Source organism: Pseudomonas sp. UBA6753 (assembly GCF_002453565.1).
Taxonomy (GTDB): domain Bacteria; phylum Pseudomonadota; class Gammaproteobacteria; order Pseudomonadales; family Pseudomonadaceae; genus Aquipseudomonas; species Aquipseudomonas putida_Z.
The window spans coordinates 17,986-30,393 of the sequence record NZ_DKHD01000053.1 but is presented as its reverse complement, the minus strand read 5'-3'; the positions used below and the strand labels follow the sequence as shown (position 1 = coordinate 30,393).

Below are 12,408 nucleotides of genomic sequence, written 5' to 3'. Positions count from 1 at the left end.
GTCATCGCGCTGTCGTGAAATAGAGGGGCCGGGCGTGGAAACGCCCGGCCCTTTCATTTTCAGGAATACGTCATGACCGTCGCCGAACAGCTCAGTGCCTTGAGTGCCATCCTGGCTCAACGCAGCATCCACAGTCTGTTCCAGCCGATCATGTGCCTGAGCGAGCAACGGGTTTTCGGCCATGAAGCATTGAGCCGAGGGCCGTCCAACAGCCCACTGCACGCACCGCTGAACCTGTTTACCATCGCCCGCCAGGCCGGCCGCCTGACCGAGCTGGAGGCTGCCTGCCGGGAAAGCGCCTGCCGACGTTTCAGCGAACAGCAGCTGCAGGGCAAGCTGTTTCTCAACATCTCGCCGGAATCGCTGCTGGAGCCGCACTACCCCTCCGGCCAGACCCTGAAACTGCTCGAACAGGTCGGCCTGCCGCCCAGCCGGGTGGTGATCGAGCTGACCGAACATACCCCGACCGACGACTTCCAGCTGCTGTCCAATGCCCTGCACCACTACCGGGACATGGGCTTCTCGATTGCCATCGACGATCTGGGGGCGGGTTATTCGAGCCTGCGCCTGTGGTCGGAGCTGCGCCCCGAATACGTGAAGATTGACCGCCATTTCATCGACGGCATCCACCGCGACCCGCTCAAGCGTGAATTCGTAGGTTCGATTTTGCAGATTGCTCGGGCGTCGAAGGCGCAGGTAATTGCCGAAGGCATCGAGCTGGCGGAAGAGCTGGCGGTGCTGGTGGAGATGGGCGTGGACCTGGTGCAGGGCTACCTGCTGGGGCGGCCGCAAGAGCTGGGGGTGCGCGAAAGCCGGCCGCTACCGGCACTGATGAACGTTCCGCAGGCCGAACAGCCGACGGTGCGGCTCAATGCGACGATTGGGCAGTTGCTGGAGTTGTTTGGCCGGCACCGGCACCTGGAGGCATTGGAAGTGGTGGATGCCGATGGCCGGGCTTGTGGATTGATCCACAGGGATGCGCTGCCTGTTATGGCCTCTTCGCGGGCATGCCCGCTCCCACAGGTTCACCACACATCTTGAGCCTTGTGCTGTACCTGTGGGAGCGGGCGTGCCCGCGAAGAGGCCGGAACAGGTAACGCTTCAAGCCGTTTCGGGGTAGCTGTACTCGAACACCCTGACCACCTCGGAGGCATGCCATGAGGCCGCTTCCATGCCGTCGACCGGCCCGGAAAATCGGCCCAACCGTTCAACGCACTCGAAAAAACCAGTACGCGGCAAACGGCTGGCACCCTGGCTGATCACCAGCGAGCTGCGCAATGGCTGCTCGGCGCGGGCATCCAGCACCGCCAGGTACTCCAGCGCGGCTGTCAGCGTTTGCATGGCCGGGCTGGGCAACTGCAAGCGCTCGATGAGCGCTCGATACGTCAGCAGGTGACGTTGACGACGGGCCAGGTCAAGCTCGCCCAGCAGGTTATCCCAGTGCTGACGGCTGATCCTGACCTGGCTCATGATGGCTCGCTCCAGCCAGCCACCCCCAGATGCCAGGCCAGGGCTCGGCGGATGGCAGCATCCGGCTGGCGTTCGCCCGATTCGATCATGGCCAGGTAAGCCGGGCTTACCCCGACATTGCGCGCCAGTTGCTCAGGGGCAATGCCCTTGGCCTGGCGAATCTGTGCCACTTCGCTGAAGGCCGGCAATGGCGCACTGGCTGCATCGCCCTGCGCTTCACTGGCAACCACCTCGGCAGGTGCCTGCCCTGCGGCCTTGAGCAGTGCCTGGTACTGTTCCCAGGGAACGACGGCGTACTCGGGTTGACCGTCCCGGCTGATGACCTGAATACCCATTACAAACCCCTTTAAAAAGGATTACAGCATGTAATCCGTAGGCATAACCCTTATGCCAATTATATTACCAACTCTGGGGTCTGTGCAGTTGCGCTGCGGTTGCGGCCAGTTTCACTGCGTGTTGCGTTCCAACCGCAGCGCTTCGGGGGTGGCCGGCAGGCGCTCGACCACGCGCAGCCGTTCGGGCGCCTGGCTGTCGCGCCAGGCCTTGAAGCGCGCCAGTTCGTCAGCCACGGTTTTAAGCACCCAACCCAGTACCGCGATGTCGTCGAGGAAACCCACGCCCAGCAGCCAGTCGGGGATGGCGTCGATGGGGCTGACGAAATACAGCAGCCCGGCGACGATGGTGACCAGCGCCTTGGGGCTGATGGCGCGATACTCGCCGCGCCACCAGGCCAGGCACAGCGACTGCAGCAGCTTCACGTCTTCACGCAACTGGCCGATGCGCGGGCCTTTGCGGGCTACCGCAAACAGCAAGGCCGGCAACCGGCCACGGCTGAGCAGGCGCTCGGCCAAGGGCAGGAAACGGGCGAAATTCCAGGGTGCGCTCATGGAGCCTCCAAGAGGAAAAGGTTATCCACATTTATTGTGGATAACCTTGTGAACAGGGCGACGTTTCCGACCCCAGGTGCCTGCCAGGCAAGGGCCCCGGTCAGATCGGGCGTTTTTTACACAGTCGTTTCACACCTTGGGTGCGTACGCCGCAAACGGTTTGCGTCAGAAGCATTCTGCTTCTTCACGCTGCATTTCCTCGGACAGTATCAGCAGTTGCAGGTTCGTCCAACTACTCGGCACAAACGAAAACGCCCCGTCAGGACGGGGCGTTTTGCGTGGGCCAGCCAGTGTTACTTGGCAGGCGCTTCGGCCGGGGCCTCGGCAGGAGCTTGCGCTTCCGGCTCGGCGCCTTGCAGCTGGGCCGGGTCCTTGATGGCGATCAGTTCCAGGTCGAATACCAGTACCGAGTTGGCCGGGATCAGCGGGCTTGGGCTCTGCGCACCGTAGGCCAGTTCAGCCGGGATGAACAGTTTGTACTTCTCGCCGACGTGCATCAGCTGCAGGCCTTCGACCCAACCCGGGATCACGCCGCTGACCGGCAGGTCGATCGGGCTGCCGCGCTCGACGGAGCTGTCGAACACCTTGCCATCGATCAGCTTGCCTTCGTAGTGGACGGTGACCACGTCGGTCGCCTTGGGCTGCGGGCCGTCGGCCTTCTTGACCACTTCGTACTGCAGGCCCGAGGCAGTGGTGACCACGCCTGGTTTCTTGGCGTTTTCCTCGAGGAATTTCTTGCCGGCGGAGGCGGCTTCTTCGCTGGCCTTGGCCAGGCGCTCTTCGGCACGCTTCTGCAGCGCGGTGAAGGCCTCTACCAGCTCTTCGTCTTTGATGCGCTGTTCCTTCTTGCCAACGGCGTCTTCGATGCCGAGGGCGACTGCTTTCGAATCAAGGTCTTCCATGCCTTCCTGAGCCAGGCTCTTGCCCATGTTCAGGCCGATACCGTAGGAGGCTTTCTGTGCCGGAGTCTTCAGCTCGGGGCTGCTGGTCTGTTGATCACAGCCAGCCAGTACCAGGCCTACCAGGGCAACCGCAGCCGCCAAACGATGCTGTTTCATGCTATTTCCTTGTTCATGCGCCAAAAGGGCAATAAGGGTAAAGCCGCGAGCTTAGCAGGCGGCCATGACCAATGGCTACCGGCATAGGAGCGGGTTTTGGTAAGGAAGTTCAGTAGTTAAACGCTTATTCATCAAAGGATGTGCAGCCACTGGCCAGTATTGATCGGTTGCGGCGCCTTTGCCCGGTTTTGCGGGGGATTTATTTAGCTGAATGCTGAGAAGCCTGCACTGGCCCTATCGCCGGCAAGCCAGCTCCCACAGGTTGGCCACAGGCCCCGAAGCAGGTGCTATCCCTGTGGGAGCTGGCTTGCCGGCGAAAGGGCCAAACCTGCGTTCAGGGGTAGCTGCCCTCTCGGTACTGCCCCGCTACCTCGCGCAACACCTCGCATACCCACTGCCCAGGCAGGCTCTGCGGCAAGGCGGCATTGCGACAGATGCCGACCGAGCCGCCTGGCTCGCGCACACCCAGGTCGAGCTCGACCAGCTCGCCCCGGCGCAGGTCGAGCAACACCGCGTCGCGCGGCGCCACCCACACGGCATCGCTGCCCAGCAGGTAGCGCCGGCTCAGCGCCAGCGACAGGGTTTCCAGGCGCTGGGCCGGCATCTGGATGCCACATTGCACGAACAGGCTGTCGGCATGCTGGCGGATGGTGGTGCCTGCGGGCGGCAATACCAACGGGTAACGGCCCACCTGCGCCCGCTCCACCGGCGTGCCGGCCAGCAACGGGTGGCCGGGCCGCACCACCAGGCTCATCGATTCGCTGTACAGGTGCTCGAACGACAGGCCCTGGATCTGCGGGCTGTCGGTCATGCGCCCGACCACCAGTTCCAGTTCGCCCAGGCGCAACTGGCCGAGCAGCTGCGCGCTGACCCCGGTGACCACACTGATCACCAGCGCCTCATGCCGCTGGTGCAGGCGGCACAGCACTTCGGGCATGAGCAGGCCTTCGACCGTGGACAACACGCCGATGCGCACTTGCGACGGCGCCCGCGCCTCGCCACGCAGGCTGCTGACGCCATCGCGCAGGGCCTGCACGCTGGGCCCGGCGTAGCGCATGAAACGCGTACCGGCCGGGGTCAGCTCGACGCCCTGGCGGCTGCGCGCGAACAGGCGCGTTTCCAGCAGGTCTTCGAGTTCCTTGAGGGTCTTGGAGATGGCTGGCTGGCTGATTGCCAGGATGTCGGCAGCCCTGGCCAGGCTGCCCTGCCGGGCAATCTCCAGGAAGCACAGCAGGTGGCGGTACTTGATGCGGGTGTCGAGGTTCATGGGCTCAAGCTTACCGCATTGCTGGGGCTGGTTATGTAAATTGCCTGTCCCGGCCTCTTCGCGGGCACGCCCGCTCCCACGGGGATCTCCACAGCTCTCCAGACCTGTGCAGTACCTGTGGGAGCGGGCGCGCCCGCGAAAGGGCCGGTGCAGGCGGCAGATGAATATCAGGCCACAGCCAACTCCACCGCCTCCCCATTCAAGCGCACCGGCCACACCCGCAGACGCTGCCCGCCATCTTCCAGGCATTCCCCGCTCTCCAGGCTGAAGTGCTGCTTGTACAACGGCGCGGCCACCACCAGCTCGCCCTGCACACTGCCCACCAGCCCGCGGCCGATGATGTTGGCGCCGGACCGCGGGTCGCGGTTGTCCACCGCGTACAGCGGCTGCGCCTGCCCCGGCAGGTAGAACAGCGCCACCTGGGCCCCGTCGAGCCAGACCACCACCCCGGAATCGGCCACCAGGTCATCCGCCTGGCACACCGCCTGCCAGTTCTCGTGGGTTTTCACAGCAGCATTGGACAGGTTCATCAGACAGCCTCCTCGACGGTTGGGATCAGGTGCAGTGGCGCAGCAGGCCGGCGCTGTTCGCGTTCGCGCACGAAGTGCACGTCCGGGTCGGCGCGGCGGTCGTTGACGAAAGTACGGAAGCGCTTGAGCTTCTCGGGGTCGTTGAGGGCGTTGGCCCACTCGCATTCATACTGGTCGACCACATGCTGCATCTGCGCCTCCAGCTCGCTGGCCAGGCCCAGACTGTCGTCGATGATCACCTGCTTCAGGTAGTCCAGCCCACCTTCCAGGTTCTCGCGCCACACCGAGGTGCGCTGCAGTTTGTCGGCGGTGCGGATGTAGAACATCAGCACGCGGTCGATCAGGCGCACCAGGGTTTCGTCGTCGAGGTCGGTGGCAAACAGTTCGGCATGCCGCGGGCGCATGCCGCCATTGCCGCACACGTACAGGTTCCAGCCCTTGTCGGTGGCGATCACGCCGATGTCCTTGCTCTGTGCCTCGGCGCATTCGCGAGTGCAGCCGGACACCGCGAACTTGAGCTTGTGCGGGCTGCGCAGGCCTTTGTAGCGGTCTTCCAGGCGCAGGGCCATGCCGACGCTGTCCTGCACGCCGTAACGGCACCAGGTGCTGCCGACGCACGATTTCACCGTGCGGGTCGACTTGCCGTAGGCATGGCCGGTTTCGAAGCCGGCCTCGATCAGCTCGCCCCAGATCAGCGGCAGCTCGTGCAACTGGGCGCCGAACAGGTCGATGCGCTGGCCGCCGGTGATCTTGGTGTACAGGTCGTACTTTTTCGCCACCTGGCCGATCACGATGAGCTTGTCGGGGGTGATCTCACCACCGGGGATGCGCGGTACCACCGAGTAGGTGCCGTTCTTCTGCATGTTGGCCATGAAGGTGTCGTTGGTGTCCTGCAGCGGCACCAGCGCCGGGTCCATGATCGGCTGGTTCCAGCACGAGGCGAGGATACTGCCCACCGCCGGCTTGCAGATGTCGCAGCCAACGTGGCCCTTGCCGTGGCGTTCGAGCAGTTCGTTGAAGGTGCGGATACCCTCTACCCGCACCAGCCCGTACAGCTCCTGACGGGTGTAGGCGAAGTGCTCGCACAGGCTCTTGTCCACCGCCACGCCACGGGCGGTCAGCTCATGCTCGAACACCTGCTTGAGCAGTGCCGCGCAACCACCACAACCGGTGGCGGCCTTGGTGCAGCCCTTGACTGCGGCAAGGTCGCCGCAGCCGCTGTCGATGGCGGCGCAGACCGCGCCCTTGCTGACGTTGTGGCACGAGCAGATGGTCGCGCTGTCGGGCAGCGCATCAGCACCCAGGGCCGGCGCGCCGCCGCCTTGCGGCAGGATCAGTGCCGCAGGATCGGCTGGCAGGGCGATGCCGTTCTGGGCGTACTGCAGCAGGGTGTCGTAGTAGCTGTTGTCGCCCACCAGCACCGCACCGAGCACGTGCTTGCCGCTGGCATCCACCACCAGCCGGCGGTAGGCGCTGTTGGCTTCGTCGATGAATCGGTAGCTGCGTGCGCCCGGGGTGGCGCCATGGGCATCGCCGATGGAGCCGACATCCACGCCCAGCAACTTGAGCTTGGTCGACATGTCGGCACCGGTGAATTCGCCAGCGGCTTCACCCATCAGCAATGCCGCCAGGTTGCGCGCCATGCTGTAGCCCGGAGCGACCAGGCCGAACACGCTGCCGTTCCACGAGGCGCACTCGCCGATGGCAAAGATGCGTGGGTCGCTGCTGCGGCAATGGTTGTCGATCACCACGCCGCCACGCGCGGCAATGTCCAGGCCACAGGCACGGCCCAGGGCATCCTGCGGGCGGATACCCGCAGAGAACACGATCAGGTCGGTTTCCAGGTGCTCGCCGCCATCGAAGTTCATGCGGTAGCGGTAGTCTTCACCCGCACTGATCGACTGGGTGGCGCGCGACAGATGCACGCCAACGCCCAGCGCTTCGATCTGTGCCTTGAGCGCGGCACCGCCCTCGCCGTCCAGCTGCACCGGCATCAGCCGCGGGGCGAATTCCACCACGTGGGCTTCCAGGCCCAGCGACTTGAGGGCGTTGGCTGCTTCCAGGCCAAGCAGGCCACCACCCACTACCACGCCACGGCGGGCACTGGCTGCGGCAGCGCGGATGCCGTCGAGGTCGTCAAGGGTGCGGTAGACCAGGCGGGCATTGCCGCTGGAACCTTCGATCGGCGGCACGAAGGGGTAGGAACCTGTGGCCAGCACCAGCTGGTCGTAGCCATAGCGGCCCTCGGCGGTGACCACTTCGCCGCGCTCACGGTCGATTTCCAGCACCGCTTCACCGAGGTGCAGGTGCACACCGTTGGTGCCGTAGAAGTCCTGCTCGCACAGGGCCAGGGTTTCGGCACAGCTGCCGCCGAAGTACTCGGACAGGTGCACGCGGTCGTAGGCGCGTTGGCGCTCTTCGCCGAACACATGCACTTCGAAGCGCAGCAGGGCGCCGCGGCTGACCAGTTGTTCGACGCAATGGTGGCCGACCATGCCGTTGCCGACGATGACCAGTCGCTCTCGTTGCCCGCTGCTCGCTGTTGCCTTCATAAGCCGATCCTCGATCAAAAAAAAAGCGCCTGGAGCCGAAGCTCCAGTCGCCTTTGCCTGTATTCATCACGGTAGGGGGCCCGGGTTGATCGCCGTTGATCAGTGGGCTTTGTTGTAACTGGGATAAAGCAGGGAGTGTGCCAACCCTGTTTCCTGTACCGGCCTCTTCGCGGGCACGCCCGCTCCCACAGGGTTCTCCACGTTTATTCAGACCTGTGCCGTACCTGTGGGAGCGGGCGTGCCCGCGAAGAGGCCAGTACAGCAAATGCACATTCCAAGTGCATCGCTCCCCATCTTGGAGCACATCAATACACATCCCGCCGATACCGCTTGGCCCTGCCCAGCGCTTCGACATAAGCCGCAGCCGCCGCTGCATCCATGCCGCCATGCTCGGCGACGATCGCCCGCAACGCCGCATCCACATCCTTGGCCATGCGCTGCGCATCGCCACACACATAGAAGTACGCCCCCGCCTCCAGCCACTGCCACAACTGCGCGCCCTGTTCGAGCATGCGTTGCTGCACGTAGACCTTCTCGGCCTGGTCGCGTGAAAACGCTGTGTCCAGGCGCAAGTGCCCTGCAGCCTGCCAGGCCTGCAACTGCTCCTGGTAATAGAAATCGGTGGCCGCGTACTGCTCGCCGAAGAACAGCCAGTTGGCCCCTTTTGCCCCACGTGCCTCTCGTTCTTCGAGAAAGGCCCTGAACGGCGCAATGCCAGTGCCGGGGCCGACCATGATCACCGGCACGCTGTCGTCCTCGGGCAGGCGAAAGTGCTTCGACACTTGCGGGAAGATGGCTACCTTCAGCGCCTGCGCACGGTCGGCAAGGAAGCTTGAACACACCCCTTTGCGCGCGCCATAGCGCACCGTGGAAACGGTCAGGTGCACCTGCTGCGGGTGCGCCAGCGGGCTGGAGCTGATCGAATACAGGCGCGGCTGCAACGGCTTGAGCAGCTCCAGCCAGCTGGCCAGCGGCAGCTGCTGGGGGAAGGTACGCAGCACATCGACCAGTTGCCGCCCCCACAACCAGTCCTGCAGCTCGGCCTTGCACTCGGGCTGCAGCAGGCGCTGCAGGTCCGGGGCATTGCCGGCGAAGGCCTGCAGCTGCTGCGTGGTGACCTTGGCGATCTCCAGGTGCGCTTGCAGGGCTTCGGTCAGCGGCATGGCGGGCTGGCCTTTCAGCTGAACCATGGTCTGGCCATCGAGCTGCATCAGCACCAGCAGCTCGTCGACCAGGGCCGGACAGTTGCGCGGCCACACGCCCAAGGCATCACCGGCGGCATAGGTGAAGCCGCTGCCGCTCAGGTCGAACACCAGTTGACGGGTTTCCTTGCTGGCACCCGGGCCGTTGAGCAGGCGGTTTTCCAGCAAGGTGGCAGCCCAGGATTGCTGCTTGCCATAGGCCGCCACGGGTGCAGGCTCGGTGACCGGTTGCGGTGCAGCAGCGCTGCCAAGCGTAGCCAGCAGCGCATCCAGCCAGGCGGCGAAGGCGTCGTCGAAGTCCGGCTCGCAGTCCACCCGCTGCAGCAGGCGCCGCCCACCCAGCTCGGCCAGGCGTTGGTCGAGCTTGCGGCCAAAGCCGCAGAACTGGTCGTAACTGGAGTCGCCTAGGGCCAACACGGCAAAAGGCAGTTCGGCGCAGTGGGCGCCCTCCTCGCCTTGCAAGGCTTGCCAGAATGCCGCTGCACTGTCGGGTGCGTCACCATCGCCAAAGGTGCTGGCGATCAGCACCACGCTGGCGGCGCCCTGCAGCTGGCGCGGGCTGACCGCTTCCATGCAACTGAGCTGCACGTCGAGGCCGGCACCGCGCAGGCGCTCGGCACAGCGTTCGGCCAACAGCTCGCCGTTGCCGGTTTGCGAAGCCCACAGCACCTGGTGCCGTGGTGCTATCAACGCTGCATCGGGCAGCACCGCCGGCTGGGCGAACAGCCCGGCCAGCAAGCCATCGACGAACAACCGGCGGTTGGCGGCCAGCGGCGCACTGGCCGGCAGGCAGGGCACGCCCTCGGCGCGGGCCTGGTCCAGGCCCAGCAGGAAGCCTTGCAGGTAATGGCGCTCTTCCTCGGCCAGCACCGGGGCTGGCAGGGTGTCCAGGCCAAGCAGACGGGACAGGGTGGCGGTCGGCATGCGGGCAGGCTCCGGATTGGTAGTGTTCAGATCAAGGGCTTCGATGCGCTCACCGGCAACCCGCTCCAGGGTCACGGCACAATGCTTGAACGCCGGCTGCAGCGACAGCGGGTCGACCGCATCGCAGGTCACGGCGTTGATCGCCAGTTGCTCGCCGATCAGGTCATTCCAATGGAACGGGGCAAAGCAGTTGCCAGGCATGACCCGGTCGCTGATTCGCGCGGGCAGCACGGCCTGCCCGCGGCGCGAGCGAATGGCCACCTGGTCCTTTTCGGCGATGCCCAGCCGGGCAGCATCGTCGCGGTGGATTTCCACGAAGGGGCCGGGCTCCAGCTTGTTCAGCGCCGGTACCTTGCCGGTCTTGGTCAGGGTGTGCCACTGGTGCTGCACGCGGCCGGTATTCAGCACCATGGGGTAATCGGCATCCGGCAGCTCCGCCGCCGGCAACCAGGGCCGGGCGAAGAAGCGGGCCTTGCCGCTGGCGGTCGGGAAGGCCAACACCGGGCACTCGCCCTGGGCATCGCGCAACAGCGTCTGGCTGCTGCCGTCGTTGCGATAGCGCAGCGGGCTGCGCGGGTTGTCGCGGCCCGGGGCGCAGGGCCACTGGTGCGGCTGCTCGCGCAGTTCGGCATAGCCGATGCCCCGCAGGTCGTAGCCGGTGGTTGGGTTGTGAAAGCGGCGGATCTCCTCGTACACCGCCTCGGCATCGGGGTAGTCGAAGGCGTCGGCATAGCCCATGGCGCAGGCGACCCGGGCGATGATCTGCCAGTCTGGCAGGCTCTGCCCGGGCGGTTCGACGGCACGTGGCATGAGGGTGAGGTTGCGCTCGCTGTTGATCATCACGCCCTCGCCTTCGGCCCACAGCGCAGCCGGTAGCAGGATGTCGGCGTAGCGGTTGGTCTCGGTGTCGAGGAAGGCATCCTGGGTAATCACCAGTTCGGCCTGGCGCAGGCCGTCGATCACCTGCTGGCGGTTGGCGACACTGGCCACCGGGTTGCTGCAGATGATCCAGCAGGCTTTTACCACGCCGCTTTTCATCTGCTCGAACAGCGCCACCGTGCCCTCGCCGCCTTCGCTGCGCAGGCTGCCCGGGGCCAGTTGCCACTGCTGCTCGACGAAGGCGCGGTCTTGCGCTAGCAGCGCCGAGCGTTGGCCTGGCAGGCCGGGGCCCATGTAGCCCATCTCGCGGCCGCCCATGGCATTGGGTTGGCCGGTCAGCGAGAACGGCCCGCTGCCGGGGCGGCAGATAGCGCCCGTGGCCAGGTGCAGGTTGCAGATCGCATTGGTGTGCCAGGTGCCGTGGATGCTCTGGTTCAGGCCCATGGTCCAGCAGCTCATCCAGTTGCTGGCGCCGCCGATCCATTCGGCGGCCTTGACGATGTCGGCCTCGGCCAGCCCGGTGATGGCGGCCACCCGGTCAGGGGTGTAGTCATCGAGAAAGGCCGGCAGTTCGTCCCAGCCTTCGGTGTGGCGGGCGATGAAGCCGGGGTCGGTGTGGCCGTTACGCAGCAGCAGGTGCAGCAGGCCATTGAGCAAGGCCATGTCGCTGCCGGGGCGCACCTGCAGGAACAGGTCGGCCTTGTCGGCGGTGGCGCTGCGCCGCGGGTCGACGACGATCAGCTTGGCCCCCGCCTTGACCCGGTCGAGCAGGCGCAGGAACAGGATCGGGTGACAGTCGGCCATGTTGGCGCCGATCACCAGGAATACGTCGGCGTGCTCGAAGTCCTGGTAGCTGCCGGGCGGGCCATCGGCACCGAGCGACAGCTTGTAGCCGCTGCCGGCGCTGGCCATGCACAGGCGCGAGTTGGACTCGATGTGACGGGTGCGGATAAAACCCTTGGCCAGCTTGTTGGCCAGGTACTGGGCCTCCAGCGACATCTGCCCGGACACGTATAGCGCCACGGCGTCGGGGCCGTGCTGGTCGATGATGCGGCGCAGGCGCGTAGCGGCGGCGGCGATGGCCTGGTCGATGCCGGTACGCGCTGGCTGCTGGCTGCGCTGCTGGCGCACATAGGCATCCTCCATGCGCCCGGCGGCGGTCAGCGGCAGGTGTGCGGTGAGGCCTTTGGTGCACAGGCGGCCGAAGTTGCTGGGGTGCTGCTTGTCGCCGCTGATCTTGCCGACCTTGCCATCGGCGACGCTCATGACGATGCCGCAACCGACGCCGCAGTAGGGGCAGACGCTGCGCACTTCGCTGTTGGCCATGGGCGGGCTCCTGTAGGTAACGCAAAAAGGCGCCGGCTGCCCCTGCTTGCTGGGCAAGCGGGGCAACACGGCGCCTTTGTCGTGAAGTTTTGTGGGCTGTCGACGTTGATAGCCCTGGATGGAGGTGAAACAGCAATTTATGGGCCAGCTGTGCCGCCCCTTTCGCGGGCATGCCCGCTCCCACAGGGATATCACAAGGCCTGAGGGCGGTGCTGTACCTGTGGGAGCGGGCGTGCCCGCGAAGGGGCCGGTACAGGCTGTGCACCATGCGATAGCAACCCCACACCCCATGGCGCTATGCTGGGGCACATCT

9 protein-coding genes are annotated in these 12,408 nt (G+C 65.4%); 1 reads left to right on the top strand and 8 read right to left on the bottom strand.

Annotated features, from left to right (window positions below; all coding sequences use genetic code 11):
• Nucleotides 1–72: 72 nt before the first annotated feature.
• Nucleotides 73–1,041: an EAL domain-containing protein gene (locus tag B2790_RS19615; protein ID WP_286919556.1), complete on the top strand. Its 969-nt coding sequence runs from the start codon at nt 73–75 to the stop codon at nt 1,039–1,041.
• Between the two features lie 60 nt (nt 1,042–1,101).
• Here B2790_RS19615 and B2790_RS19610 read toward each other — a convergent pair whose 3' ends face one another.
• The 8 genes from B2790_RS19610 to B2790_RS19575 form a co-directional block, all read right to left on the bottom strand.
• On the bottom strand, nt 1,102–1,470 hold the full coding sequence (locus tag B2790_RS19610; RefSeq protein WP_013971408.1) for a hypothetical protein: 369 nt from the start codon (nt 1,468–1,470) through the stop codon (nt 1,102–1,104).
• Nucleotides 1,467–1,805: a helix-turn-helix domain-containing protein gene (locus B2790_RS19605; RefSeq protein ID WP_039614580.1), complete on the bottom strand. Its 339-nt coding sequence runs from the start codon at nt 1,803–1,805 to the stop codon at nt 1,467–1,469. The genes B2790_RS19610 and B2790_RS19605 overlap by 4 nt, the downstream gene beginning before the upstream one ends.
• 111 nt (nt 1,806–1,916) lie before the next feature.
• Entirely contained in the window at nt 1,917–2,357 is a 441-nt protein-coding gene (locus tag B2790_RS19600) for a YkvA family protein (RefSeq protein ID WP_015269270.1), read from the bottom strand.
• Nucleotides 2,358–2,650: 293 nt separating this feature from the next.
• Entirely contained in the window at nt 2,651–3,415 is a 765-nt protein-coding gene (locus tag B2790_RS19595) for an FKBP-type peptidyl-prolyl cis-trans isomerase (RefSeq protein ID WP_137163204.1), read from the bottom strand.
• A gap of 334 nt (nt 3,416–3,749) precedes the next feature.
• Nucleotides 3,750–4,682: a pca operon transcription factor PcaQ gene (gene pcaQ / locus B2790_RS19590; RefSeq protein WP_085692390.1), complete on the bottom strand. Its 933-nt coding sequence runs from the start codon at nt 4,680–4,682 to the stop codon at nt 3,750–3,752.
• Between the two features lie 167 nt (nt 4,683–4,849).
• Nucleotides 4,850–5,212, bottom strand: coding sequence for a nitrite reductase small subunit NirD (gene nirD / locus B2790_RS19585; RefSeq protein ID WP_075044032.1), 363 nt, complete (start codon nt 5,210–5,212; stop codon nt 4,850–4,852).
• Nucleotides 5,212–7,764, bottom strand: coding sequence for a nitrite reductase large subunit NirB (gene nirB / locus B2790_RS19580; RefSeq protein WP_286919555.1), 2,553 nt, complete (start codon nt 7,762–7,764; stop codon nt 5,212–5,214). Before nirB ends, nirD begins: the two co-directional genes overlap by 1 nt.
• Before the next feature lie 305 nt (nt 7,765–8,069).
• A complete protein-coding gene (locus B2790_RS19575; RefSeq protein WP_286919554.1) occupies nt 8,070–12,095 on the bottom strand; it encodes a bifunctional nitrate reductase/sulfite reductase flavoprotein subunit alpha in 4,026 nt (1,341 codons plus the stop codon).
• Nucleotides 12,096–12,408 lie beyond the last annotated feature (313 nt).

Bases quoted from the DNA above. Each gene is read 5' to 3' on its own strand.
- B2790_RS19615 (WP_286919556.1), top strand. From the start codon at position 73: ATGACCGTCGCCGAACAGCTCAGTGCCTTGAGTGCCATCCTGGCTCAA.
- B2790_RS19610 (WP_013971408.1), bottom strand. From the start codon at position 1,470: ATGAGCCAGGTCAGGATCAGCCGTCAGCACTGGGATAACCTGCTGGGC.
- B2790_RS19605 (WP_039614580.1), bottom strand. From the start codon at position 1,805: ATGGGTATTCAGGTCATCAGCCGGGACGGTCAACCCGAGTACGCCGTC.
- B2790_RS19600 (WP_015269270.1), bottom strand. From the start codon at position 2,357: ATGAGCGCACCCTGGAATTTCGCCCGTTTCCTGCCCTTGGCCGAGCGC.
- B2790_RS19595 (WP_137163204.1), bottom strand. From the start codon at position 3,415: ATGAAACAGCATCGTTTGGCGGCTGCGGTTGCCCTGGTAGGCCTGGTA.
- pcaQ (WP_085692390.1), bottom strand. From the start codon at position 4,682: ATGAACCTCGACACCCGCATCAAGTACCGCCACCTGCTGTGCTTCCTG.
- nirD (WP_075044032.1), bottom strand. From the start codon at position 5,212: ATGAACCTGTCCAATGCTGCTGTGAAAACCCACGAGAACTGGCAGGCG.
- nirB (WP_286919555.1), bottom strand. From the start codon at position 7,764: ATGAAGGCAACAGCGAGCAGCGGGCAACGAGAGCGACTGGTCATCGTC.
- B2790_RS19575 (WP_286919554.1), bottom strand. From the start codon at position 12,095: ATGGCCAACAGCGAAGTGCGCAGCGTCTGCCCCTACTGCGGCGTCGGT.